Consider the following 26,012-nt stretch of genomic DNA (forward strand, 5'->3'; position numbering starts at 1 on the left):
ATGGGATATCTCTGGCGCAAGCTCGGGTTCTACGCGGTGGCGCTGTGGGCGGCACTGACGATCAACTTCCTCATCCCGCGCCTCATCAGGGGCAACCCGGTCGACATCATCCTGGCGCGCTTCCAGACCAGGCAACCGCCGCCACCGGAGTTCCGCAGGACCCTGGAGGTCATGTTCGGGGTCAACGACGACCCGCTGTGGATCCAGTACCTCGCCTACCTGCGCCACCTGGCCACCGGCGACCTGGGCACCTCCGTCACCTACTACCCGGCCCCGGTGACCACCGTGATCGGCCAGGCGATCCCCTGGACGCTCGGGCTGGTCTCGATCTCGCTGCTGATCACGATGGCGCTGGGCGTCGGGCTGGGCATGGTGGCCGGGTGGCGGCGGGGGAGCTGGCTGGACAATCTCATCCCGTCCACGACGTTCCTGGCCGCGATCCCGTACTTCTGGCTGGCGCTGCTCCTGCTCTTCCTCCTGGGCGGGGGGCTCGGCTGGTTCCCGCTCAACGGCGCCTACGACTACGCCCACGTGCGCATGGGCCTCACCGGCGAGTTCATCGGCAGTGTGCTCTACCACGGTGTGCTGCCCGCGCTCACGCTGGTGATCTCCGGGGTCGCGGGGTGGCTGCTGGGCATGCGCAACATGATGGTCTCGACCATGGCCGAGGACTACGTGGTCATGGCGCGGGCGAAGGGGCTGCGCCCGCGCCGGGTGATGATCGCGTACGCGGCCCGCAACGCCGTGCTGCCCAGCGTGACCGGGTTCGCGATCACGCTCGGCTTCTTCGTCGGCGGCCAGGTCGCCACCGAGGTGGTCTTCTCCTACCCCGGCGTGGGCTTCGCGCTGCTGCAGGCCGTCGGCAGCGCCGACTACCCGCTCATGCAGGGCCTCTTCCTCATGATCTCGGCGGCCGTGCTGGCCGCCAACCTCCTGGTCGATCTGCTGTACGGGCTGATCGACCCCCGAGTGCGGAAGGCGGGCTGAGGCCGTGACCGTCGTTGTAAGCCTGGCCGCTCCCCGGGACCGGCTGCTCGGCCTGCCGAGATCGGGCAAGCTCGTCACCGGCCTGGCGATCGTCGGCTTCTTCGCCCTGCTCGCCGTCATCGGGCCCCTGCTGGTCGGCGACCCCGAGGCCCTGGTGGCCGGACGGCTCGACTCGCCGTCGGCGCAGCTCTGGCTCGGCTCGACCGACACCGGGCAGAGCGTGCTGGCCCAGCTGCTGCACGCCACACGCGGGTCGATGCTGATCGGCCTGGTCGCCGGGGTGCTGGCCACGGCGGCCTCGCTGATCGTCGGCGTCGTCGGCGGGTATGTCGGCGGCTGGCTGGACGAGGCGTTCTCCCTGCTCAGCAACGTCACGCTGGTCATCCCCACGCTGCCGCTGCTGATCGTGGTCGCCGACTACGTCGAGGACAGCGGCCCGGTCACCTACGCACTGATCATCTCCCTGATCAGCTGGGCGGGCCCGTCGCGGGTCATCCGGTCGCAGGTCATGTCGCTGCGTAACCGCGACTACGTGGACGCGGCCCGGGTGAGCGGCGAGCCGGGCTGGCGGATCATGATTTTTCACATCCTGCCGAACCTCACCCCCGTCATCGCCTCCGGGTTCGTCTGGGCGGTGATCGGGGCCATCCTCACCGAGTCGGGACTGTCCGCGCTCGGCCTGGGTGGCGGCTCCGTCACGTCCTGGGGAGGGATGCTCTACTTCGCCCAGAACGGCTCCGCGCTCTCCCTGGGCGCCTGGTGGTGGTTCGTTCCGCCGGGGCTGTGCATCGCCGCGCTCGGCACCGGACTCTCGCTGATCAACTTCAGCATCGACGAACTGATGAACCCGCGACTGCGAAAGGCGGCCGCATGAACGACACCGTTCTGTCCGTACGCAACCTGAGCGTGGCCTACGGACAGACCCGCGCGGTCCGCGACATCAGCTTCGAGCTGGGCCGGGGCCAGGTCCTCGGCATCGCGGGCGAGAGCGGCTGCGGCAAGTCGACGCTGGCGTACGCGATCAACCGGCTGCTGCAGCCACCCGGCAGGACCACCGCCGGCGAGGTGGTCTTCCACCCCCAGGACGGCGACCCGATCGACGTGCTCGCCCTGGACGGGGAGGCGCTGCGGCGCTTCCGCTGGCGGCGGGTGGCCATGGTGTTTCAGAGCGCCATGAACGCGCTCAATCCCGTGCTCAGCGTCCGGCGCCAGCTCCACGACGTGTTCACCACCCACGAGCCGTCGATGTCCAAGCGCGAGCGGGAGGAGCGCTCCCGCGAACTGCTGAAGCTGGTCGGCATCGACCCTGGACGCATCGGCTCCTACCCGCACGAACTGTCGGGGGGCATGCGCCAGCGGGTGCTGATCGCGATGGCGATGGCGCTCAACCCCGACGTGGTCGTCCTGGACGAGCCCACCACGGCGCTGGACGTGGTGGTGCAGCGCGACATCCTGGAGGAGATCGACCGGCTGCGGGAGATGTTCGGCTTCGCCGTCGTCTTCATCACCCACGATCTGTCGCTGCTGCTGGAGATCAGCGACCAGCTCGCGATCATGTACGGCGGCCGCATCGTCGAGTACGGCACCAGCAAGGACACCCTCCTCCAGCCCCGCCACCCCTACACGGTGGGCCTGCTCAACTCCTTCCCCAGCCTGCGCGGCGAACGCCAGGCGCTGCACGGCATCCCCGGCAGCCCGCCCGACCTGTCGAAGGAGGTGACGGGCTGCTCGTTCGCCCCCCGCTGCCCGTACGCGTTCGAGGGCTGCCACAAGTACGAGCCCGAGCTCGACTCGATCCAGGACTCCTTCGTGGCCTGCCTGCAGTACGACCGCAGGCTGCACCCCGCCCGCCCCGACCGGCGCCTGCTGGAACGCCGCTTCGAGTACGAGGTGACCCCGTGACGCCGATGACGGTCAGCCACCTGAGCAAGACCTTCAAACTGAACCGGAAGGAGCGCCTCAGGGCGGTCGACGACGTCTCCTTCGAGCTGCGCTCCGGCGAGACCACCGCGCTGGTGGGGGAGAGCGGCAGCGGCAAGTCCACGATCGCCCGCATGCTGGCCAGGCTCGTCACGCCCACCTCCGGCGAGATCCTGCTGGCGACCTCGAACTACCGCAAAGACGTACAGATGGTCTTCCAGGACCCGTTCGCGTCGCTCAATCCGGCCCACACGATCGGCTACCACCTGCGCCGCCCCCTGGAGATCCACAAGACGCCGGGCACGGCCGAGGAGCTTCTGGAACGGGTCAACCTGCCCGCCGCGTTCGCCCGCAGATATCCGCACGAGCTGTCCGGCGGCCAGCGGCAGCGGGTGGCGATCGCCCGGGCGCTGGCCCCGCGCCCCAAGGTGCTGCTGGCCGACGAGCCGGTCTCGATGCTGGACGTGTCGATCAGGCTGGAGATACTCAACCTGATCGACCGGCTCAAGAGCGAGGAGGACCTGGCCGTCCTCTACGTCACGCACGACCTGGCCACCGCCCGGCACTTCGCCCGCGACATCATGGTCATGTACCGGGGGCAGATCGTCGAACGCGGCCCGGCCGACGACGTCATCCTCACGCCGGAGCACCCGTACACCCGGCTGCTGGCCGAGGCCGCCCCCGACCCCTGGGCGGCGCACGAGGGCGAGCGGCCACCCCGGCAGGAGCGCAGGAACGGGCCACCCCTCGCAGGCGGGTGCCTGTTCCGCAACCGTTGCCCGTACGCCACCGACGCGTGCGGCGGCGAGGTTCCTGTGTACGGAGAGGAGCACCTCGTCCGCTGTGTCCTGCGCGCTCCGGACCGGACGGCGATGGAACGGGATGGAACGCCCTCCTAGCAGAGAAGGGGAGACCGAGGGAGAGTTCACGATGGCGAAGTTCATGGATGTGCACAGCGGGTTCGTGGGCGTCACCGAGGAGCAGCTGCGCGAGGCTCACGAGCGCGACCTCGCGGTCGAAGGTGAGGAGGGCGTGCACTTCGAGCGCGCCTGGCTCGACCCCGAGTCCGGCAAGGTGTTCTGCCTGTCGTCCGGACCGTCGAAGGAAGCGGTGCAGCGGGTGCACGAGAAGGCTGGACACCCCACCTCGGAGATCTACGAGCTGCCGATCGAGGTGGACTGACCACGCCCCTTACCGGTGGCACCTGAACCCGGGTGCCGCCGGAGCCGTACCTCTTGCCGAAGTCCTGTTGCGTTCAGGTCTCAGGAGGACCCCGGCGTCTTTCCAGATGGGCGGGCGATGGCACACGGCACCAAGCACGGCGACGCGGTGGACAGGAGAACCGGCGACGACCCCCGGTGGGTCGGCGGCCATCGCATCATCCGCCGGCTCGGCGAGGGTGGGATGGGCATCGTCTACCTCGCGGAGGGCCGTGCGCGGAGACCGGTGGCGATCAAGGTCATCCACCGGCACCTCGCGGGTGACCCGGAGTTCCGCCGCCGGTTCCGCCGCGAGGTCGCGACCGCGCGGCGGGTCGCCCGCTTCTCCACGGCTCCCGTGCTCGAGGCCGATGTGGACGGTGAGACGGCGTACGTCGTGACCGAGTACGTGCCGGGGCCGACGCTGTACCGCGCGGTCATGGAGCGGGGCCCGATGTCGGGCTCGGCGCTTGAGGGGCTCGCCATGAGCACGGCGGTCGCGCTGGGGGCGATCCACGCGTCGGGCGTCGTCCACCGGGACCTCAAACCGTCGAACGTGCTGCTGTCCCCTGTGGGCCCGAAGGTCATCGACTTCGGCCTGGCCTTCTCGGCCGACTCCACCACGCTCTCCGTCACCGCGATGGGCACGCCGGCGTACATGTCTCCGGAACAGGCCCGCGGGTCGGCGACGCCCGCCTCCGACGTCTTCTCGTGGGGCGGTGTGGTGGTCTTCGCGGCCTGCGGTCAGCCGCCTTTCGGCACCGGAGCGAGTCACGGGGTCCTGTACCGGGTGATCCACGACGACCCCGTCCTCCCTCAGTTGGACGGCGTCCTCGGCGACCTGGTGCGGCGTGCGCTGAGCAAGGACCCGACGGCCCGCCCGACGGCCGCGGAGATCGTGGACGCCCTCGCCGGGGGCACAACGGAACGCCTTCCACCCCCCTCCGTCCCGCCTCGGGCCGAGGACACTCCGCCCGAGGTGCGCGGGGCCGACCCCTTGGGCGCCTTGGCTGGGGACGCTGCGCCCGCCTTTGTGCCGACTCGGGCCGGGGGTACTCCGCCTGAGGCGCGTGAGTCCGAGCCCCCGCGTGCTTCGTCCGGAGCGGCCGGGAGCAAGATCTCTCGCACCGATTCCAGGGGTCAGCCGACCGCTCCCGAGCCGGGTCGCGTCGCCGTGCCGGGCAGGGGTCGGCGACGACGTCGGGCCACGTCCAGGCGTTGGGTGTGGGCCGGCGCCGCGCTCGCCCTGGCGGCGGGCACCATCCTCGCCATCCAGGCGACCGCCGACCGCGGCCTTCCGGGCCAGTCCACGCGGACCCCCGGGACCTCCGCCGTCGCGGCGGACGCCGGGACGCGCCGGCGGAAGCTCCCCGGCGAGAACCCGCTGCGCGCCGACGGCGTACGGTTCTACACGCAGCCGGACACCGAAGCGGCCCGGCAGGCCCGGACCTGGTCGGCCCAGGGCAGGACGGCCGACGCCGCTCTCATGCGCGCCATGTCGGAGGTGCCCCAGGCCATCTGGCTCGCCGGCGGCTCGCCCGCCGACGTCTCCCGTACGGTGCGTGAGATCGTCACCCAGGCGGACCGGCAGCGGACCGTTCCGGTGTTCGTCACCAACAACATCCCGGGACGTGACTGCTGGAACGGCGGCGCCCCGAACACCGAGACCTACCGGGCATGGATCGACGCCGTGGCCGAGGGCATCGGGAACCGGCCCGCGGTCGTCGCCCTGGAGCCCAGTGGCCTGGCGCGGATACCCGGCGGCCCGGAGTGCCCGCGGGGCGGGGAGGCCGCCGCCGTCCAGCGGTACGGCGATCTGTCCTACGCCGTGGAGACCCTCACGGGCCTGGCCGACACCGCCGTCTATCTCGACGGCGGGCTGGCGGGGTGGCCCGGGTTCACGCAGATCGCCGACCGGCTGGTCAACGCGGGGGCGGCCCGCGCGGATGGCTTCTATGTCAACATCGTCGGCTACCGTCCGACCGATCGCTCGCTCGCCTACGCCGCGAAGCTGTCCAGGTGCGTCCTCCTGAGAACGGCGTCGCGTACGGCCTCGTGCGCCGACGCGGCTCTCGCCGCCGTACCGGACGACACGCCCGGCCTGCCGCACTTCGTCGTCGACACCAGCCGGAACGGTACGGGCGAGTGGCAGCCACCTGCCGGGCGGTTCCCGGTGCCGGACGAATGGTGCAACCCTCCGGGCAGGGGCACCGGGGCACGGCCGACCGCCGGCACCGGGCGGCCGCTGGCCGACGCGCTGCTGTGGCTCAACAGCCCGGGATTCTCCAACGGCCAGTGCACCCGCGGCACCCCGGGACCGGCGGACCCGGCGTACGGCATCGTCACCCCGGCCGCCGGCCAGTGGTGGCCCGACCAGGCACTGGACAGAGCGCGGAACGCGGCTCCACCACTGACGCCCGCGACCCCCTAGCCGCGGCCACACCACCCGCGTCACCCCGCGACTCCCTGGCCGCGGCCACTCGACGGTCACGCCACCCGCGTCACCCCGCGACGGACGGCACCAGGTGCCGGTTGTGCACCAGCCAGATGGCCCGCTCCAGGTCGGGAGTGAGATAGCGGTCCTCGTCCAGTGGCGTGATGTACCCCCTGAGCTCCGCCAGCAGGGTCCGCGTGCCGGCGCCGAGCGGCAAGCCCGCCATCTTCTGCGCGATGAGGTCGATTCCCTGAGCGGACATCAGGTACTGGACCGCCAGCACGATCTCCAGCCGGTCGAGGTTCTCGTGCAGGTGCCGGACCGAGGCCATCGCCATCGTGTTGTGATCCTCCTGCCCGTCCTTCACCGGCCGGGACAGGGTGCCCGCGGGTGTGGCCCTGGCCTGCATCTCCGGGATCAGCGCGGCGGCCACCGTCTGCACCTGCACCATTCCGGAGTTCAGGCCGACCGTCCCACCGGCGAGGTTGGCCGGCAGGTCGTAGCTCCACCTGGGGGACAGCAGCCGCCCCGACAGCTCCTGCGACAGCACCCCGAGGTCGGTGATCTCCGCGTTCACGGTGTCGGCGAGATGCCCCATGACGGAGCCGTCCCAGTTGCCGCCCATCACGAACTCGTACCCCGGCCCCTGATCGCGCTTGAAGATCAGCGGGTTGGAGGTCGAAGCGTTGGCCTCCCGTACCAGGGTCCGGCGCGTGTCGGCGAGCACGTGCCGCAGCCCGGCCATGATGTGCGGCGCCGCCCGCACCGACACCGCGTCCTGGACGCGCGGGTGGTAGTTCGCCGGATCGAGGCGCTTGCGGCCCTCCTCCGTCATCCAGCCCGAGCCCGCCACCATCGCGCGCAGCCGCGCGGCGATCGCGTTCTGCTCGGGGATGCGGCGTTCTTGGTGGGTACGCGCGTCCAGCGATCCCTGTTCGGCCCTGGTCGCCTCCATGAACAGCGCGAAAGCGCCCTCTGCCTGGTCGGCGAGTACGGTGGCCCGGTGTACGGCGTCCATCAGCGTGGCGGCCAGGACGGTGCTGCCGCTGATGATCGGCAGCGCTTCCCCGGCCTGCAAGGTGAAGCCGGCGGCCAGCCCGGCCTTCGGCAGCAGCTCGGAGGCGGGTCCCTCCTCACCCCGGTAGCGCACCGGCGCGTCCTCGCCGATCGCCGCCAGTCCCGCCGCCGCCTGCGGCTGCAGGTCTCCGGTGCCCAGCGAGCCGATCTGCGGCATTCGCGGTAGGACCCCGGCGTTGACCATGGCCAGCAGTCGCTGGGGCACCTCGGGGCGTACGCCGACCGTGCCTCTGGCCATCTGGTTCGCCTTGAGGATCAGGGCCAGCCTGACCACGTTGTCGGGCAGCGGCTCACCGACGCCCGCGGCGTGGGAGCGCAGCACGTTGCGCTGGAACTGCTCCGCCTGCTCGGGCGTCAGCGGACGGTCCTTCAGCGGCCCGAGCGCCTGGTTCCACCCGTACACCCGCTGGTCGTCCAGGGCCGCCAGCGCGCCGGCTCGCGTCTCGTTCATGTTCGCCCACGCCTGCGCCGCGAGCCGCGCGACGACGGGACGGCCTTCGAGGATCGCGAAGGAGTCCCGGAGGGAGAGCGAATCGCCGTCCAGCACCAGGTCCAGCACCGGCGGCGCCGTCGCTGCCAAGGGCGGTTCAGGCTCGGCGACGGCCTGCCCTGGCACGCACAGGGCGGCGAGCAGGCCCATGCCGGCGGCTATTCGTCCTACTTGGGTGATCAAGGTGTCTCCCGGAGCGTCACGAAGATCAATGCCGCTCCGTTATAAGCATCGGACGGAGGAGAACCAGAGAGGGCTCAACACCGGGAGACGAGTGCTCGACCAGCCCTATGACCGGCGCTTACCTCAAGGTGCTGCCAGCAACGAGACGAGATCGTCCCAGCGGGAGACGAGCAACCCCAGAACGGCGCCGAAGACGCCGACGATCGCGGTGAGGAACGGGTCGAAGGGGCCGTTCACCAACGATCCGGCCAGCCCGAGCAGGGCGATCACCACGAGAAGAACGTTGCGGACCACGTGCGGTACGCCCAACGGCGTCTGGGAGGCGCCGAAGCAGCGGCAGGTGACGGACTTCCCCCGCCGGACGACCAGGCCGACCGCGACGGTGAGACACCCGAGCAGCCCGGCGGCGATGATGAACGCCACGGATCCGGCCCAGCGGAGCGGAACGGCGGCCAGCACGATGACCGCACCCTCGGCCGCCGCCGTGGCCACCGCCACCGCCACGACCTGCGAGTCGCCGACCACCGCCATCGCTCTGGTCGACTCGACGAATTCGCCCCAGGCCCGGCGGCTCGAAATCTTGCTCACCAGGGCGAGCGCGAACATCGTGAGCAGCAGCAGTCTGCTCGCCACGTCGACGTACTGCATGATCACAACCTAGCCACGGTGGGGCGAACGCGGCAAGAGCGCTGCTTACCGCGTACTGCGTACCGGTGCCATAACGGTTGGTTACCCTCGAAGATCTGCAAGCAGGGAGAAACCGTCGTGCTGATTCGGCTGCTCGGAACCATCGAGGTGGAGCGTTCGGGCCAGACCCGGCCCGTACGGCCGCCGCAGGTCGCGCTCGCACTCGCCGCGCTGGCCTGGGAGGTTCGCCGGGTCGTGTCCGTCGAGACGCTCCTCGCCCGGGTCTGGGGCGAGCAGGTTCCGCCCGGCGCGCGGCGCACCCTGTACACGATCATCACCCGCATCCGTCGTGACGTACTGGCGGGTGACGGCGCCGTCGTCCATCGGCTCGGGGGTTATCTGCTCGACGTGGACGAGTCCGCGGTGGACGTGTCGCGGTTCCGGAGTCTCGCTTACCAGGCGATGGCCGAGCCGGATCCGGCGCCGTTGCTGGGTGATGCTCTCGCGTTGTGGCGCGGCGACCCGCTGACGGGGTTGCCCGGTGAATGGGCCGAGCGGGCCCGCCACCGTCTGCGCGACGAACGTAAAGAGAGCATGCTGCGGTGGGCGCGGACGATGACCGGTCGTGACGCCGCGGCCGCGGTGGCGGCACTGTCGCCGCTGGCCGATGAGTACCCGCTGGACGAGCTCCTGGCGGCCGCGCTGATCGAGGCGCTGCACGCGTGGGGGCGGACCGCCGACGCGCTGGCGCACTTCGCGCAGGTACGCCGGACGCTCGCCGACGAGCTGGGCGTCGAGCCGGGTACGGAGCTGCGGCGGGTCCATCGGACGCTGCTGCGGTCCGGCGACGCGGCCGAGACCGGACAGGTGGTCCCAGCCCAGCTACCGGTCGATCTGAGGGGCTTCGTCGGACGGGCGCCTGAGCTGGAACGACTGGCCGCGATCGCGACCGGCGACCGGCCGGAGACCGCGGCGGTCTGCGCGATCTCGGGACCGCCCGGCGTGGGCAAGTCGTCGCTCGCGCTGCGCTGGGCGCACCTGAATCGCGACCGCTTCCCCGACGGGCAGCTGTACGCCGATCTCAGCACGGTCGACCCGGCCGACGCGGCCATGGTCCTGCCCCGGTTCCTCAGCGCGCTCGCGGTCCCGGAAGCCCAGGTGCCCTCGGGCGCCGAGGCCCGGATCGGGCTCTACCGCAGCATGCTGGCCTCCCGGCGGGTCCTCGTCGTCCTGGACGACGCCCGCGGCGCCGAACAGGTACGCCCGCTGCTGGCCACCGCGCCGGGGTGCCTGACGCTGATCACCAGCCGATCCGAGCTGTCCGGCCTCGCGGTCACCGCGGGTGCCTCCCTGGTGTGCCTGGACGTCCTGCCCGATGAAGACGCCTACCGCCTCCTGGCGGCGAGGCTGGGCGAGCCACGGCTGGCGGCGGAGCCCGAAGCCGCCGAGCTGATCATCCGCCGGTGCGGCCGGCTGCCGCTGGCCCTGGCGATCGTCGCGGCGCAGCTGGTGCGGCGGACCGATCTGCCGCTGGCGGAGGTCGCCGCCGACCTCGCGCGGGCCGACGCGGATCTGGAGCCGTTCGCCCACAGCGACCCGGCGGTGGACCTGCGCGGAGTGTTCGGGCGCTCGTATCGGGACCTGCCCGAGCCCGCGATCCGGCTGTTCCGGCGCCTCGGGCGACACCCCGGGCCGCACCTGCCGCTCGCGGCGGCGGCGAGCCTGGCCGCTCTGCCGATGGACCGCACCCGGGAACTGGCCGCACAGCTCGACCGCGCCAACCTGGTCGGCCTCCGCGCACCCGGCCGCCTGCGGCTGCACGACCTGCTGCGCGTGTACGCGCTGGAGCAGGAGCGAACCGCCGACAGCCGGACGGTACGGCGTGCGGCCACGCGGCGACTGCTGGACTACTACCTGCATTCGGCGTGCGCCGCGAGCGAGATCTGTTACCCGCACCGCGAGAAGCTGAAGCTGGAACCGCGGGCGCGAGGCGCCGTGCTGGAGCCCTTCGCCGGGCAGGCGGAGGCCCTGCGCTGGTACGCCGACGAGTCGGTGGCGCTACCGGGGTTGCTGGCGGAGGCGACCGCGGCCGGGCTGGACCGGCACGCGTGGCAGCTGGCGTGGGCGTTCGCCGAGTTCATGCAGCGCCGCGGTCCATGGGAGCAGATCCTGCACGTTCAGGGGGTGGCGTTGGAGGCGACCAGGCGGCTCGGCGACCGGGCGGCCCAGGCCCGCTGCCACAACAGCATCGCCCGCGCCCATGTCAGGCTCGGCCGCGACCTGGAGGCGGTCGAGCACTTCCATCAGGCGCTCGAGCTGTATCAGGACCTGGACGAGCCGGTTCTGGAGGCGCACGTCCACCTGGGCCTGACCGTCTCGCTGAACCGGGTGCGACCCAGCGAGGTGCTGGAGCACACGCTGCGCGCGCAGGAGCTGTTCCGGCAGGGCGGCGACGTCATCGGTGAGGCGCGGGCGTTGAACAACACGGGCTGGTGGCGAGCCCAGGTCGGCGAGTACGACCAGGCGCTGGCCGACTGCCGCCGGGCGCAGCGCATCCTGGCCGAGTTCGGATACGCCCAGGGCGAGGGGCACGCCTGGGACAGCATCGCCACCGTGCTGGAGGCCAAAGGTGACTTCGCGCAGGCGGTGGCGGCGTACGAGCGGGCGGTGGAGTTGCTGCGCGGCTGCGACGACCTGCACCCGGCCGCCGAGACGCTGGTCCGGCTGGGCGAGACGCACCTGCTGGCGGGTGACACCGCGGCCGCGCTCGACGCCTGGAAGCGGGCGGCGGAGTGCTACGACGCTCTCGGCGACGCCAAGGCCGGCAAGGTGCGCGACCGCATCGCCGCCGCCGACCAGCCCGACGGCCAGGACTCCGACCAGCGGGGATAGGCCGTTAAGAAATCATTGAGAAATCGCTCAACCCTCCGGTGCAGGCTGCGACGTGCGGCAGCGGGACGGCGGCAGGTTGGCCGTACCCGGCCGCTCCGGGCGGGACTCGGCCCGCCCGGGATCGCTTATTGGGAGGTTCCATGCGCGTCGTGACCAGAATGGCCGATCGGCTCCTTGAGCTCATCGCCCCGCACACCGTGGCCCGGGCTACCGACTGCGGCTATGAGTGCTGCAAGTTCCCGGCGTTCACCGCGAAGTACTGCTGCTACTACCCGAACGGCCACGTGTCGTGCGGCGGCTGCAAGAGCTCCATCGCCTGCTCGTAACCGCTGGACCAGATGGCAGTTTCACGGTGCCCGGCGGTGGTCGGCCGCGGCCGGGCACACCCTCATGAGCTTTCGACACGGAGATGTCCTGTGCCTTACCTGATCGCCATCGTGGCCCTTGTCGGCATCCTTTGCCTGGTGGACCTGCTGCTGACCCTCGGCGTGGTCCGGCGGATCCGGGAGCAGACGAAGCTGATCGACGCGCTGTACGAAGTCGTCGGCACGGGCGCCCTGGCCGGAGCGGGCGGCGGCGGAGGACTGGCCGTCGGTGAGGTCGTCGGCGATTTCGACGCGACGACCATGGACGGAACCGGCGTGACGCGGGACCTGCTGGCTGAGGGGACGGTCGTCACGTTCCTGTCGCCCGACTGCAAGGGCTGCCACGAGCAGCTTCCCGAGCTGGCCTCCTGGGCGGCGGGCCAGGACCGGTCACGGGTGCTGGCCGTGGTCGACGACCGGTCGGGTGATCCCGAGCAGCTCGTCACGACCTTGTCACCCGTTGCGCAGGTGATCACCGGGGATGCGTTCTCGCAGGTCGCGGGCGCGTTCCAGGTTCAGTCGTTCCCGAGCTTCTTCCAGGTGGCCGCGGGCGGCAGGCTGCTCGCGACGGCGTCCCGGATCTCTCGGCTGCCGGCCGGGTCGCCGGCGTGACCAGCCGCGGTCCGGAGACGTCACCGACGCCCCGGGTCCTGGCGGGATGCGCGGTACGCGCCGCCGGGATGGTGTGGCGCTCGGCGCCGGTCCACCTGCTCGGATACCTGGCGGTCACGCTCGTGGGCGCCGCCACCCCGATCGCCCTGGCCTGGCTGACGAAGGCCGTGCTGGACGGCCTGGCGCAGGGCCGGACCACCATCCTGCTCGGCCTGGCGGTGACGATCGCCGCCGTGACGACGGCCGCGGTGGCGGCCACGCACGCGGCGCAGTACCTGCGCGCCGAGGTGGACCGCCGAACCGCGCTGCGTTCCAAGGACGAACTGTTCGCGGCGGTGACCCACTTCACGGGACTGGCCCCGTTCGAGAGCCCCGCCTTCCTCGACCGGCTGCGTCTGGCCCAGCAGAGCGCGACCAACCCGGGCAGGCTGGTGGACACCGCGGCCTCCGCCGCACGCAGCGCGATGACCGTCGCCGGGTTCGTCGGCTCCCTGGCGCTGATCAGTCCCGCCTTCACCGTCCTGGTCCTGCTGTCGGCCGTACCGGCGCTGTTCATCGAGCTGCGGCTGTCCCGGCAGCGGGTCGCGATGCTGTGGCGGATCGGGCCGGCCGAACGCCGGGAGCTGTTCTACGCCCAGCTGATGTCGACCGCGGACGCCGCCAAGGAGATCCGCCTCTTCGACCTCGGCGCCTTCCTGCGCCTGCGCATGCTGGCCGAGCTGCGGACCGCCAACGCCGCGCGCCGCCGGATGGACCGGCGGGAGTTCTTCGTCCAGGCGAGCCTGTCGGCCACGTCGGCGATCGTGGCCGGGGCGGGGCTGGTCTGGACGATCCTCGCGGCGGGCCGTGGGCAGCTCAGCGTGGGTGACGTGTCGATGTTCGTGGCGGCCGTCGCCGGTGTGCAGTCCGCGCTGAACGTCATGGTGTCGGCCGGTGTGATGGCCTACGAACAGTTGCTGACGTTCCACCATCACGTCACCATCGTGACCGCGGGCCCCGACCTGCCGGCGCCGCTCCGGCCGGCGCCGCTCGCACCACTGCGCCGGGGCATCGAGCTGCGCGACGTCTGGTTCAGGTACGGCGAGGATCATCCCTGGGTACTGCGCGGTGTCGACCTGTTCATCCCGCACGGCCGTACGGTCGCGCTCGTCGGCCGTAACGGCGGCGGCAAGAGCACGCTGGTGAAGTTGTTGTGCCGGTTCTACGACCCGACCCGCGGCGCGATCCTGTGGGACGGCGTGGACCTCCGCGACGTGGCGCCGGAGACGCTGCGCGCCCGGATCGGCGCGGTCTTCCAGGACTTCGTGACGTACGAGCTGACCGCGGCCGACAACATCGCCCTGGGCGACCAGGCCGCCACCCAGGACCAGGCGCGGGTCGAGCGGGCGGCGCAGGACGCCGGCGTCCACGACACCGTCGCGGCTCTGCCGTACGGCTATCGCACGCTGCTGAGCCGTGGATTCACCCTGGACGAGGAGGGTGAGGAGGCGGAGGGCGTGCTGCTGTCCGGCGGGCAGTGGCAGCGGGTTGCGCTCGCGCGGGCGTTCCTGCGCCGTGACCGGGACCTGATGATCCTCGACGAGCCCAGCTCGGGCCTCGATCCCGAAGCCGAGTACGAGGTGCACAGCCGGCTCGCGAGCCTGCGGTCCGGGCGTACCAGCGTGGTGATCTCCCATCGGCTCGGCGCGGTTCGTGCCGCCGACCGGATCGTGGTGCTGGCCGACGGCGTCGTCACCGAGGAGGGCACGCACGCCGAACTGCTGGCGGACGGCGGCACGTACGCGCGGCTGTTCACCCGGCAGGCCACCGGTTACCGGGACGAGGTCCACCCGACCGGAGCGGCGCGATGATCGGCGCGATCGCCGTGCTCGTCACCGTCGCCGGTGTGCTCGCCGTCGTCCGGCTGCGCAGGCGGTACATGGTGGTGACCGTCCGTGGGGAGAGCATGCTGCCGACGTATCGTCCGGGCGAGCGCCTGGTCCTTCGGCGGACGCCACCCCGTTCACTGCGCACCGGGCAGGTCGTGGTGCTCACGGAGCCGGGTCACACCCAGCCGGACGCGCCCATGAGCGGGCCACACCTGATCATCAAGCGAGTCGCGGCCCTACCCGGTGACCCGATACCGAGGGACACCGTGCCCGCGCTGCGAACCGCGCCAGGAACCCGCGTGCCGGCCGGCCACCTGATCGTGCTGGGGGACAACGCGGACCACTCACATGACTCTCGCCATTCCGGCTATCTGACGACGGACCGCTTGCTCGGCGTGGTGCTGCGCAAGGTCGGGTAGCCGCGTCGCCCCGCGCCCCGCCGCCGAGAGGCTGCTGGAGCCGGTTCTGGGGTGGCTGCTGCGGCGGGCGGTCCGTGCCGACATCCGCCGGCTGGCCGGCCTGTGCCGCTGATCGGGTGCCCGGGTACGGGATGATGTCCGGGAGTCGCCGGAACTTGACGGGAGCCATGCATGCGGATCGGTGTCGTCTTTCCTCAGACCGAGATCGGCGCGGACGCGGGCGCCGTACGCGCCTACGGGCAGCGGGTCGAGGAGCTCGGGTTCCGGCACGTGATGGCCTTCGACCACGTCGTCGGCGCCGACCCGGCGGTCCACCGGGGCTGGGACGGCCCCTATGACGTGCGGACCACGTTCCACGAGCCGATGGTCCTGTTCGGATACCTCGCCGCGCTGACCTCGCTGGAGCTCGTCACCGGCATCATCATCCTGCCCCAGCGGCAGACGGCCCTGGTGGCCAAGCAGGCGGCGGAGGTCGACCTGCTGACCACCGGCCGGTTCCGGCTGGGCGTGGGACTGGGCTGGAACCGGGTCGAGTACGAAGCCCTCGGCCAGGACTTCACCACCCGGGGCAAGCGCGTCGAGGAGCAGGTGGAGTTGATGCGCCGGCTGTGGACCGAGCCCTCGGTCACGTTCGAGGGCACCTTCGACCGGGTGACGGGAGCGGGGCTGGCGCCCCTGCCCGTGCAGCGGCCGATCCCCGTCTGGTTCGGCGGGCAGTCGCCCGCGGCGTACCGCCGTGCCGGACGCCTGGCCGACGGGTGGTTCCCGCAGATGTCTCCGGGCCCTCAGCTCGATGAGGCCAAGGCCATGGTCGAGGAGGCCGCCTCGCAGGCGGGGCGCGACCCGGCCGCACTCGGGATGGAAGGCCGGGTCCGCTGGGACGGCAGTGCGGACGAACTGCACAAGTCAGTCCACCGGTGGCGGGAGTCCGGAGCCACGCACGTGGCCATCGACACCATGCGGGCGGGACTGCGCTCGGTCGACGAGCACCTCGCCGCTCTGGAGACCGCCGCCGCCGTGCTCGAACCAGGGAGAGGCTAGGAAGGCTGCCGGGCCACCCGTACACCGACCAGCAGCAACAGCCCGACGGCGGCCAGGATCCCGACGGCGATGACCGGCACCAGGGCCTGGTAGCCCATCCCGCCGGCCACCAGGCCGAACAGCGGCGGACCGAGCAGCGATCCGAGGCTGCCCGCCTGGGCGACCACGCCGTTGCCGACGTCGGCGTGGTCAAGACGCGCCAGCACCAGCGGGAGAGCGGCGAAGACGAGGGCGCCGAGGAACCCGTTCTCCATCGAGACGACCCCCGCGCCGGCCTGCACGGCTGCCACCGAGCCGGGGCCGCCGTACATCAGCCAGGCCGCCGGTACGGTCAGCACCCCGACCAGCCCCAGGACGCCGACCGGCGTGCCCCGGCGGAGCAGCACGCCCACGACCAGCCCGCCGAACACGCTGAGCAGCGAGATCACCGAGGTCACGGCGCCGGCGGCGGTGGCCGAGCGGCCGTGCTGCTCGATGAGGAGCGTGGGCAGCAGGACGATCACCGGAATGGTCACCAACGCGGCCAGGCAGAAGGCCGCGGCGAGCACCGCCGGCCACACCAGCGCCCCAGCGCGGGGGACCGGCCCGGCCGCCGGCTGCCGCCCGGCCCCGCGCGGCAGCCGTACCCAGACCACCAGCGCCATCACGAACGTCAGACCGGCGAGCAGCCCGATCCAGCCGCGCCAGCCCAGGGCGGAGCCCATCGCGCCCCCCGCGAGCGTGCTCGCGCCGATTCCCATCGGGACGAACGTGGCCCAGAACGACAGCGCCATGCCGCGATCCCGCTCGCGGGCCAGCCGGAGGATCAGCGCGGGGCAGGAGATGGTGACCAGCAGGTAGCCGATGCCCTCGACGCCCCGGACGGCCAGCAACCAGGCGAAGTCACCGGTGGCCACGCTGACCGCGCTCGCCGCCGCGATCAGGATCAGGCCGGTGACCAGCGACCGCTCCGCGCCGAAGCGGCGGACCAGATAACCGGCGGGCAGGCCGACGGCGGCGCCCACGCCGACGACCGCCGAGATCACCCAGCCCAGTCGCGACAGCGACAGCCCGAGCTCGGCCGCCACCACCGGCCCCACCGAGGCGAACTTGCCGAGGCTCATCGCCGCGACGACCCCGCCGAGGTAGACGATGACGATCGTCAGCCACGGCGAGCGCGGCGGGGCTGCTAATGTGCCGGGCGTTTGCTGGGGGTCCATGAGTCTCCTTCGCACAGTTCCGGGGCGCACTGCCGGATTCGATCATTGCCGTGCTGTCTGTGCCGTTCAAGCGGAGCCGAGTCGTCGCCTGGCGTACGTCTACCGTTGGGGTAAATTTCCACCTACCGCCGCGCGTCGATCCCAAAGTGATCATTCATGCGCAAGTCAGCTCTCGCCTTACTCTTCGCGGTGGTCACGACCGCCTCGGCCGCGGTCACCATGGCCATTCCCGCGACTGCCAACACCTTCGGCTTCTACGCCTGGCACCCCACCTGGTGCTGCCCCAAGACGGACAACCGCGACGTCTACTGGAACGCCTCCACCCTCACCACCAACATGCTGTACGCGGCCGACTACGGCATGGCCAACCTGGACTACCAGACCGATCTGCGCATCGGAGGCTACGACAGCACCGCCGGCACCCACACCGTGCGTCCGGGTGCTGGCCCAGATAGGCGGCGAATACACCTGTGACCGGGCCGAGCTCCGCTTCGACCTGGCCGACATGACGAACACGACCGTCCGCAGGAAGACCGCCTGCCACGAGATCGGGCACAGCATCGGACTGGGCCACACGAACCTCATGCATGAAGGCCGGCACGTCCACCACCGCCACCTACAGCAGCCACGACCGCTCGCACATCAACGGAGCGTGGTGACCATGCGCCTCGCTGGCCGACGTCACCCCCGGCGCCTCGGACTCGGCCGCCTTCAAGGCCGCCGCCGCCCTCGTCCAGGGCACGATCGTGGACATCGAGCCGGGCATCGCGTTCGCCTCCGACGACTCCGACGGCTCCTCCGCGATCGTCGCCTACGACAGCGAGGATGCCGCCATCCGGTACGCCAGTCTGGTCGTGCGCGTGGACAAGGTCCTGGCCGGGCAGCTCGGCCAAGGTTATGCCGACGGGAAGATCAGACTGCAGGTCGAGCATCCCGCCACCTCGACACTGGCCGAGCTCAAGGACTCCATCGGCACGGCCGGCACGGGCCTCATGTACGTCCACAACCTGGCCGCGCGCCGGCAGCTCATCGGCCGCCCGGTCACCGACCCCGCGCAATACGTACCCGAGGACGAGACCGAGCCGACTCCCACGTCCACCTGCGACGACGACCTCTGCCCCCAGCCCACGGGCAAGCCGGACGCGACGGCCACCTCCGTGCCCGCAGGAGAGCCGGAGACCGCCCCCACGGCGACTGCCACGCCCACTGCGGGTACGGCGCCGACCCTGTCCGCCCTGCGCACCAGGCTGGTGGCGAGCTCCTGCGCCGAAGGCACGGCGGCCGACTCGTCGGCGTGCTGACCTCCTCCGCGTGCTGATCTCGCCCTCAGCGAGGGCATGAGCCGTTCACGAGCACCTGACGCGCGATCGCCGGTCAGTCCGTGCGGTCGCGCTGGGCGGCGTACAGGTCGGTGACGCGGGGCGGGGTGCCCTGTTGGACGAGGAGGCTCTCCAGGTCGCCGGTGAAGTCCGGGGTGAGCTCGCTGGCAGTGCCGTCGGTGCCCTGGATGCCGACGGTCACGCTGCGGGGGGCCACGTCGGCGATCGTCAGGGCGTACGCGCTGCCGCCGGTGACCCGGACGTTCCAGTGCGCGATCCGGGCCCCGAACAGCGGGCCGGACGCGGCCGAGCCGCCGACGCGGCCGTTGTTCACCAGGGTGATGTTGGTCCGGGCGTTCTCGTACGGCAGCGCCCGGTGGGTGTCGAAGGTGCCCTCGGCCATCCGGCCGCGCCGCCAGACGTTGCCCGAGGACAGGCCCTCCACATTGAGGCCGTGGTGGACGGCGCCGGAGGGCACCGGCACGGTGAACGCCTCGATCTCGAAGTCGTCGACGAGGTTGTCATGCGACTGCATCCGGCAGGCGAAGCTGTGGTGAGCGGACCGGCCGCCCACGGTGACCTTGGAGAGGGTGGTCGACTTGGCGGAGGTGAAGCCGAAGCCGAGGTCGCAGTTCTCCACGCGTACCTCGCTCGCCCAGCAGTCGTGCACGGCCTGGAAGCACACACCGTTCGAGCCGGGATGTCTGTTGTGCGCGGTCATCGCGACCAGTTCGTTGCGGACGGTCAGCTGCTCGACGCCGCTGTCGTGGACGGTCGGTCCGATCGCGCGCAGCCGCGCCGGCCAGCCGGGACGCAGGTCGTACTTGAGCGGCTGGGCCAGGACGACCAGCCGGTCGCCGAGGATCGCCTCGATGCGGACGGGCCACTGGAGCGTGGCGTACTGAACGTACTGGCCGCCGGAGCCGGTGACGAGTTGCGGCGCCCGGCGCGGCCAGTCGTAGGAGGAGGACCGGGCGCCGGGGATGTCGCCGGCCAGATGCGTCAGCAAGCTCGCGTCCGGCGGGTTGTCGCATTCGAGCACCACCATGTCGCCCGCGCGCAGCCGGCTGGTGCCGGAGATCGGGAGCGTCCACTGGCCACGGGAGGCGGCGCCGGCCTCCGCGAGGGTGTCTCCCAGCAGCCAGCCCTCGGTGCCGGCGAAGTCCTCGGCCTCCGACCGGGCCCGCCGCTCGGCCGCCATGAACCAGATCTGCCCGCCGGTCCACGACCAGCGGCTGTTGCCGTTGGACTGCCGGGCCGGCCGGTAACCGTCGTCCAGCGTCCGGCTGAAACGCAGCACGGTGGCGTCGCGCCCGGCACCGCGCAGGACGACGTTGGACCAGTGCACGAAGACCGGCGACGACAGCAGATAGGTGCCGCGGGGCACCAGCACCACGCCGCCGCCCCGCTCCCCGGCCGCGCGCAGCGCCGCGTTGAACGCCGGTGCGCAGTCCGTCGTCCCGTCCGCGCGGGCGCCGTGGTCGGTCACCCGGGTCACCACGTCCAGGCGCGGCGGACGGCTGCCCAGGCGGTAGCCCGCGCGGGATATGTCGGGTATCAGGGGGTGGGATCCGGGCGCCTGCGCCCACTGGTCCAGCAGCGCGGTGGACGCGTCCAAAGGGCGGCCCGTCGCCGCACGGGCGGGTTCGGCCCCCGCCACGGCGCCGCTCGCGAGCGCGGGCGCGGCGATGGCCGCCACCGCGCCCCCGACGAGCGATCGGCGGCTCAGCTTGGCGAGGTCCTGACGCATGGCACTCCTCAAAGATGGGATCTTTTGACTGTGATCCCATAGAAGGCTAGGGCTGTCAATGGCCTTGTGCGGGCGACCTTCGGTCATACATCGGATGTATTTCCGAAAAGCTTGTCTCGTCCTTGTCTGGCCGTTCTGTAAGGATGTTCGGTCTTGTGACCCATTTGCTCCTATCTCGTAACAGATGAGCAGAATCATTTGATCGTTTGCTTTCTCTTCAGCCCCTCCATGCGCACCGTTCACGGGTGCGCTCGAAAGTGTTCGCCGCAAGGGCACGTAAGGAAAGAAGGGACTGCACCTGATGCGGTCAGCAGCACATAAATCACGGGGTGGTTTAGGGCGCCGATGGCGGCTCGCCGCGATCGGCACGGTCGTGGCCCTGCTCATGAGCAGTCTCGTCACCTCGGCGTACGCCGATCCCGACCCGGCGCAGCAAGAGCGGGGACGGCCCAGCCCGACGCCCACCACCTCCCAGAGCCCGTCGACCCCTCCGACGCTCACCCCCGTCAGCGGTTCCTACCTTGAGGGCAAGGTGAAGGTCGCGGCGGTCCCGTCCACGGCCGGTGACAGCGTCACGAAACTCGACATCGACGGCACCGCGCTCGACGCCACCCGTACCGTGGGCGTCTCCAAGCTCAGCTTCGACGTCGGCTCGAACTCCACGGAGGCGCAGTACCACAGCTACGTGCTCGTCAACGGCGCTCACCGCACCGACATCGGCGACTACGTGAACACCCGGGCCACCATCGACATCCCCAACGAGCAGCTCGTCAAGGGCGAGAACACCGTCGAGATCGTGGTCGGGACGGTCCAGTCCTCGTGCGGCGTCAACTACGACGACTTCGTGCTGTCCGACGTGGGTCTCGCGCTGCTCGGTGAGGTCGCCGACGGCGAGGACAACCCCTACACCCTCTCCTTCGGCGACGGCAGTTGCGGTACGAACACCTCGCTGCTGAAGCGCGCCACGCTCAAGTTCTTCGTCCAGTCCGACCCGCAGGGCACCACCGGCCTCGCCACGGACGTGGACACGACCAAGCTGGCCAACGGTGAGCACACCATCACCGCCACGACCGCGGCCGGCGCGAAGGTCAAGAACACCGTGAGCGTGAACAACGCCCCGGCCGGCGCGCCGCGCCTGCTGCCCACGGACGGCACGCTCGTGGCGGGCACCAAATCGGTCTTCGCCACCGTCCCGGCCGGCGCCGGGGACGGGGTCAAGTCCCTCACCGTCGACGGCGCCGAGCCCGTCACGAAGGCCACGCTCGGCAACGGCGCCGCGCAGCTCAGCTTCGACGTGGGCGCGGACTCGATCGACGACAAGTTCGACAACTTCCTGCTCGTCAACGGCAAGCGCATCGACCTGGGCGGCTCCTGGGTGAGCCGGCGGGTGACCATCGCGGTCCCGGCCCGGTTCCTGGTGCCCGGCGACAACGTGATCAAGGTGGTCACCGGAGACTTCAAGGAGACCTGCGGCAACAACCGCGACGACTTCGTCATCGCCAACCTCGCCCTCGCCCTGGACGGCGGCACCGTGACCGGCCAGGACATCAAGCCGTCGTACGAGATGGGCGACGGCACCTGCGGCAGCAGCCAGACCGCGCTGCGCGAGGCCGAGCTGCGCTACAAGATCGACGCTCCGCCGGTGCACGTCATGGAGACGCTCGGCTCGGGCAACGCGACGCTCAGCTTCAACGTGGGCACCAACTCGATCGAGGCGCGCTACCAGAACTACGTGCTCGTCAACGGCCAGAAGGTCGTGCTCGACGGTGACTTCGTCAGCCGCCGCGTCGACTTCACGATCCCGAACGAGTTCCTGGTGCCCGGCTGGAACACGATCGACTTCGTGGCCGGCACCTTCCCGACGTCGTGCGGCAACAACCGCGACGACTTCGCGATCTCCAACATCGCCCTCACCCCGGCGGCGGGCACGGCGGCCGGTCAGATGCTCAAGACCTCGTACGGCATGGGCGACGGCAACTGCGGCGACACCGTGAACCCGCTGACCGAGATCGACCTCGAATTCCTCGTGGACGCCCCGGCCCGCGGCCTGCGCGCCGACCTCGACACCACCGCCATCAAGGACGGCAAGCACACGCTGTCCGCGACGTCGGCGGCGGGCGAGGTCGCCACACGGCTCCTGGTCACCGACAACTCGGCGCCGAAGGTCGGCAAGAGCGTCCCGGCCGCGAACGAGAAGATCTCCGCCTCGGTCGTGCTGGACGTCAAGCTCGAGGACGCCTCGGGCGTGGTGTCCGGGCCGGACGTCAAGCTCGACGGCCAGCCGATCGAGCTGGGCGCCAAGGTGGGACCGGGCCTTCGAGCCGGCAAGCACACGCTGGCCGTGACCGGGGCCGACGGGCTCGGCAACACCGCGACCCGCGAGATCGTGTTCGAGTCCGCGGGCATCCCGGACGTACCCGCCGAGCTGACCCCGGCACTGGGGGCCGTCGATGTGTCCGATCCCGTCAAGCTCTCGGCGAAGGTCGCCGAGCCGGATGGCGGCAAGGTGACGGCGACGTTCTCGCAGGCCGAGATCCTCACTCCGAACGAGGTGTACCAGGGTACGGCCAAGTCCCTCCCCACGACCTTGCAGGTTCCGGGTGAGAAGCGCGTCAAGGCCGACGGGCTCGACCCGGCCGACGGCAAGACGCTCGACGCGCTCGCCGGCCAGGACATCACCTATCAGCGGTACGACGTCAAGGTGGAGGGGCACGTGGAAGCCCCGGTCCTGCGCTGGGAGGGCGCCATCGACCCCGAGCGTCTGGTGTCGCTGCGGGTGTGGAACACCAAGGACAAGGCGTGGGACCTCCTGACGAGCGCCCGCGGCGCAGCCCAGGGCAAGACCGCCCTGACGGCCGTGGTCGACGAGAAGTACATCGACAAGCGGCAGGTGCACGTCCTGGTGACGGGTGAGGACCCGTTCGCCGACGACGTCGATCCCGGTGACCCGAACCACTTCGACGACCCCGCCTCGTACGACTTCTCGATCGTCCACTACACCGACACCCAGTACATCTCCGAGGGCGCGGTGGAGCAGGAGACGCCCGAGGAACGCGCGGTGTGGGAGTCCGCCTACTCCGGCGTCGTCGACTGGATCAAGGCGAACAAGGACCAGCGCAAGATCTCCTACGTCGCGCACACCGGCGACATCATCGAGAACAACATCCGCAAGCCCGCCGACGAGGCCACACAGAAGCAGATCACCGGCGAGTTCGAGGTGTCGTCGAAGCAGCAGCGCGTGCTGGACGAGGCCAACATCCCGAACGGCGTGATCGCCGGCAACCACGACAACCAGTCGGGCACCGAGGAGGGGCCGGAGGCGATCTACAACAAGTACTACGGCCCCAGCCGTTACCAGGACGCCTCACAGGGCTGGCAGCACGCCAAGTACGGCGGCCCGTGGAAGGAGGGCGACAACCAGAACCACTACGACCTGTTCTCCGCCGGCGGGCTGGACTTCGTCGTGGTCGGTCTGTCGTTCGGCGTGACGAGGGAGGAGGCCGAATGGGCCGACTCCATCTTCAAGAAGTTCCCCGACCGCAACGGCATCCTGCTCTCGCACGACTACCTTGTGCCGAGCACCAACCCCGACGGGCGCGGCGCCGGATTCTCCGCACCCGACGGCTCGATGCTGTACAAGACGGTGGTCGAGAAGAACCCGAACGTCTTCCTCATCCTCGCCGGTCACGAGCACGGCGTGGGCACCAACGTGAAGCCGAAGGTCGGCCAGGTCGGCAACGGCGTCGTCGAGCTGCTGGCGGACTACCAGTTCTACACGGTCTCGGCCGACCGGCTCGGGCTCACCGAGATCGGCGGGTACAAGCCGGACGACCAGCTCCAGTTCGGTGCGAGCTTCTTCCGGCTGCTGCAGTTCAACGTCAAGCGGGCGGAGCTGAGCATTGACGCCTACTCTCCGCTGCTCAACGACTTCGGCGCCACCGAGTTCGATCCGCTGCGCCGCTACAACGGCCGCGAGGACAACATGGTGCTGCCGGTCGACCTCACCTCCCGCACGACGAGCTTCCAGACCGACTCCCTGGCGCTCTACAAGCCCAGCCGGATCATCGGCAAGAGCACGGTCACCTCGGGCCAGGTCGCCTCGGTCACCTGGAACCGCCTCAAGGACGACACGGCCTACGCCTGGTTCGTCGTGGCGCGTTCCGCCGGCGGCGGTGTGACCGCCTCCGAGCCGAGCGTCTTCGTCACGAAGGACGAGCACGGCCGCCCCGGCAAGTGGGACGCCGACTCGCCGATGTACCACTGGTTCAACAACCGCTGAGCCGGCGCCGCCCCGGACCTCGGTCCGGGGCGGCCTCCACCCCGATCTGGAGACTAGACATGCGCTGGCTGTCCGCGGTGCTCCTCGCCGCCATCCTCGGCGGCGTGCTGACGGATCTGGTGCTTCCCGCTCCGGCGGCGGCGCACGACGTCACCACCACCGCCCAGGCCGAGGTGACCGGCACGGGCACGAACGTCAAGGTCGTCCTCGACCTCGAGTACGACCTGCTGATGAAGTCGGCCTGGCTCTACGCCGAGGCCTACGACGCGAAGGAACGGACCGAGCAGCTCCGCCAGCTCAAGATCAACCGAGACGCCGTGACCACATACGTCACGGGCCGCTTCGCCGTGGCGTACGGCGACAAACCGTGCGCGCCCACGCCGGTGGGCGACGCGGACGTGCGCCCGCGCGGCAAGGTGGCCTTCGCCGTGGTCACCCTCACCTACGCCTGCCGGGGCGAGAGCGGGGGAGCCCACGCGATCTCCAGCGCGCTCTTCCCCGACTCGGAGTCCTTCGTCCACAGCACGAAGACCATCGTCCGCTACGACCTCGACGGGGAGAAGGGCTCCGCCGTCCTGGACGCCACAGCCCCCACGGTGCGGGTCGGCGAGCACAAGGCGTCCAGCCAGATCGGCGAGTTCTTCCTGCTCGGCGCCGAACATCTGCTGTTCGGCCTCGACCACGTCCTCTTCCTGCTCGCCCTGCTCATCGGCGCGCGCCGCCTGCGCGATGTCATCGTCACCGCCTCCGCCTTCACCGCCGCCCACAGCATCACGTTCCTCCTGGCGGCGATGGGCATCGTGGACGTTCCCAGCGCGATCGTCGAGCCGATCATCGCGGGCTCGATCATCGTCGTGGCGCTCGCCAACCTGCTCGGCCGTGCGGAAGACCGGCTGGGCAAGTGGCGCCTGCCCATCGTCTTCGCCTTCGGCCTGGTGCACGGGCTCGGCTTCGCCGGCGCGCTCGACATCGACCAGGGCGGCTCGTGGGAGCTGCTCCTGTCACTGCTGAGCTTCAACCTCGGCATCGAGGCCGCCCAGCTCGCGATCATCGCCGTGCTCTTCCCGCTGCTGGTGCTCCTGCGCCGCACCTCCGCCGCCCGCTGGGCGCTGGCCGCGATGTCGGTCCCCATCGTGGCGGTCAGCCTGTACTGGTTCGTCGAGCGAATCCCCCTGCCACTCTGACGGATGGGCCGCCTTTATCGAGCTCGGCTTCACCACAGGTGTTCGTCAGCTTGCTGTAGAGCCTGGATAAATGCTCAAGCCGATATTCGGCGCTGTGTCATATAAAGGCATATGCGCAGGCAGTCATCCCTATGTGCGCGCTCTCTACATCGTACGGCCGATAATGT

General features: G+C 70.7%; 21 protein-coding genes. 16 read left to right on the forward strand and 5 right to left on the reverse strand.

Annotated features, from left to right (window positions below):
• From AB0B91_RS10810 to AB0B91_RS10835, 6 genes are all read left to right on the forward strand, one after another.
• Nucleotides 1–987 (forward strand): ABC transporter permease, encoded by a 987-nt coding sequence (locus tag AB0B91_RS10810; RefSeq protein WP_358318067.1) that lies wholly within the window; start codon nt 1–3, stop codon nt 985–987.
• 4 nt (nt 988–991) lie between these two features.
• Nucleotides 992–1,861 (forward strand): ABC transporter permease, encoded by an 870-nt coding sequence (locus AB0B91_RS10815; RefSeq protein ID WP_358318068.1) that lies wholly within the window; start codon nt 992–994, stop codon nt 1,859–1,861.
• Nucleotides 1,858–2,889 (forward strand): ABC transporter ATP-binding protein, encoded by a 1,032-nt coding sequence (locus tag AB0B91_RS10820; protein ID WP_358318069.1) that lies wholly within the window; start codon nt 1,858–1,860, stop codon nt 2,887–2,889. Before AB0B91_RS10815 ends, AB0B91_RS10820 begins: the two co-directional genes overlap by 4 nt.
• A 5-nt stretch (nt 2,890–2,894) precedes the next feature.
• Nucleotides 2,895–3,806 carry an oligopeptide/dipeptide ABC transporter ATP-binding protein gene (locus tag AB0B91_RS10825; protein WP_358318339.1) on the forward strand — a complete coding sequence of 304 codons (912 nt, stop codon included), beginning with the start codon at nt 2,895–2,897 and terminating at the stop codon, nt 3,804–3,806.
• Between the two features lie 31 nt (nt 3,807–3,837).
• Nucleotides 3,838–4,089 carry an SCO4226 family nickel-binding protein gene (locus tag AB0B91_RS10830; RefSeq protein WP_358318070.1) on the forward strand — a complete coding sequence of 84 codons (252 nt, stop codon included), beginning with the start codon at nt 3,838–3,840 and terminating at the stop codon, nt 4,087–4,089.
• A 117-nt stretch (nt 4,090–4,206) separates the two neighbouring features.
• Nucleotides 4,207–6,537 (forward strand): glycoside hydrolase family 6 protein, encoded by a 2,331-nt coding sequence (locus tag AB0B91_RS10835; RefSeq protein WP_358318071.1) that lies wholly within the window; start codon nt 4,207–4,209, stop codon nt 6,535–6,537.
• 70 nt (nt 6,538–6,607) lie between these two features.
• On the opposite strand, the gene AB0B91_RS10840 is transcribed toward AB0B91_RS10835, so the two are convergent.
• A complete protein-coding gene (locus AB0B91_RS10840; RefSeq protein WP_358318072.1) occupies nt 6,608–8,290 on the reverse strand; it encodes an aromatic amino acid ammonia-lyase in 1,683 nt (560 codons plus the stop codon).
• Between the two features lie 123 nt (nt 8,291–8,413).
• Nucleotides 8,414–8,938, reverse strand: a complete 525-nt coding sequence (locus tag AB0B91_RS10845; protein ID WP_358318073.1) for a MauE/DoxX family redox-associated membrane protein — start codon at nt 8,936–8,938, stop codon at nt 8,414–8,416.
• 117 nt (nt 8,939–9,055) lie between these two features.
• On the opposite strand from AB0B91_RS10845, the gene AB0B91_RS10850 reads away from it, so the two are divergent.
• The 6 genes from AB0B91_RS10850 (at nt 9,056) to AB0B91_RS10875 (ending at nt 16,114) form a co-directional block, all read left to right on the forward strand.
• Complete coding sequence (locus tag AB0B91_RS10850; RefSeq protein WP_358318074.1) at nt 9,056–11,809, forward strand: BTAD domain-containing putative transcriptional regulator; 2,754 nt, start codon at nt 9,056–9,058, stop codon at nt 11,807–11,809.
• Nucleotides 11,810–11,949: 140 nt separating this feature from the next.
• Complete coding sequence (locus tag AB0B91_RS10855; RefSeq protein ID WP_358318075.1) at nt 11,950–12,135, forward strand: hypothetical protein; 186 nt, start codon at nt 11,950–11,952, stop codon at nt 12,133–12,135.
• 90 nt (nt 12,136–12,225) lie between these two features.
• The gene (locus AB0B91_RS10860) at nt 12,226–12,786 is read left to right on the forward strand and encodes a hypothetical protein (RefSeq protein ID WP_358318076.1); all 561 of its coding nucleotides are present in this window, start codon (nt 12,226–12,228) and stop codon (nt 12,784–12,786) included.
• Nucleotides 12,783–14,636, forward strand: coding sequence for an ABC transporter ATP-binding protein (locus tag AB0B91_RS10865; RefSeq protein ID WP_358318077.1), 1,854 nt, complete (start codon nt 12,783–12,785; stop codon nt 14,634–14,636). Before AB0B91_RS10860 ends, AB0B91_RS10865 begins: the two co-directional genes overlap by 4 nt.
• Nucleotides 14,633–15,073 (forward strand): S26 family signal peptidase, encoded by a 441-nt coding sequence (locus AB0B91_RS10870; RefSeq protein ID WP_358318078.1) that lies wholly within the window; start codon nt 14,633–14,635, stop codon nt 15,071–15,073. The genes AB0B91_RS10865 and AB0B91_RS10870 overlap by 4 nt, the downstream gene beginning before the upstream one ends.
• Nucleotides 15,074–15,244: 171 nt before the next feature.
• Nucleotides 15,245–16,114 carry an LLM class F420-dependent oxidoreductase gene (locus AB0B91_RS10875; protein ID WP_358318079.1) on the forward strand — a complete coding sequence of 290 codons (870 nt, stop codon included), beginning with the start codon at nt 15,245–15,247 and terminating at the stop codon, nt 16,112–16,114.
• Here the strand turns inward: AB0B91_RS10875 and AB0B91_RS10880 are convergent.
• On the reverse strand, nt 16,111–17,313 hold the full coding sequence (locus AB0B91_RS10880) for an MFS transporter (RefSeq protein ID WP_358318080.1): 1,203 nt from the start codon (nt 17,311–17,313) through the stop codon (nt 16,111–16,113). The genes AB0B91_RS10875 and AB0B91_RS10880 overlap by 4 nt on opposite strands.
• Before the next feature lie 156 nt (nt 17,314–17,469).
• Between AB0B91_RS10880 and AB0B91_RS10885 the strand changes: the two genes are divergently transcribed.
• Complete coding sequence (locus AB0B91_RS10885; protein WP_358318081.1) at nt 17,470–17,787, forward strand: hypothetical protein; 318 nt, start codon at nt 17,470–17,472, stop codon at nt 17,785–17,787.
• Nucleotides 17,788–17,929: 142 nt separating this feature from the next.
• Here the strand turns inward: AB0B91_RS10885 and AB0B91_RS10890 are convergent, their stop codons facing one another.
• A complete protein-coding gene (locus tag AB0B91_RS10890; RefSeq protein WP_358318082.1) occupies nt 17,930–18,067 on the reverse strand; it encodes a hypothetical protein in 138 nt (45 codons plus the stop codon).
• On the opposite strand from AB0B91_RS10890, the gene AB0B91_RS10895 reads away from it, so the two are divergent.
• Nucleotides 18,060–18,614, forward strand: coding sequence for a hypothetical protein (locus tag AB0B91_RS10895; protein WP_358318083.1), 555 nt, complete (start codon nt 18,060–18,062; stop codon nt 18,612–18,614). The two genes, AB0B91_RS10890 and AB0B91_RS10895, sit on opposite strands and share 8 nt — an antisense overlap.
• 73 nt (nt 18,615–18,687) lie before the next feature.
• Here the strand turns inward: AB0B91_RS10895 and AB0B91_RS10900 are convergent, their stop codons facing one another.
• A complete protein-coding gene (locus AB0B91_RS10900; RefSeq protein ID WP_358318084.1) occupies nt 18,688–20,382 on the reverse strand; it encodes a glycosyl hydrolase family 28-related protein in 1,695 nt (564 codons plus the stop codon).
• Nucleotides 20,383–20,767: 385 nt separating this feature from the next.
• On the opposite strand from AB0B91_RS10900, the gene AB0B91_RS10905 reads away from it, so the two are divergent.
• Both AB0B91_RS10905 and AB0B91_RS10910 read left to right on the forward strand, forming a co-directional pair.
• A complete protein-coding gene (locus AB0B91_RS10905; RefSeq protein WP_358318085.1) occupies nt 20,768–24,661 on the forward strand; it encodes a metallophosphoesterase in 3,894 nt (1,297 codons plus the stop codon).
• Nucleotides 24,662–24,720: 59 nt separating this feature from the next.
• A complete protein-coding gene (locus AB0B91_RS10910; RefSeq protein WP_358318086.1) occupies nt 24,721–25,845 on the forward strand; it encodes a HupE/UreJ family protein in 1,125 nt (374 codons plus the stop codon).
• Nucleotides 25,846–26,012: the final 167 nt, after the last annotated feature.

This window comes from Nonomuraea sp. NPDC049141, assembly GCF_040648415.1.
Classification (GTDB): Bacteria; Actinomycetota; Actinomycetes; order Streptosporangiales; family Streptosporangiaceae; genus Nonomuraea.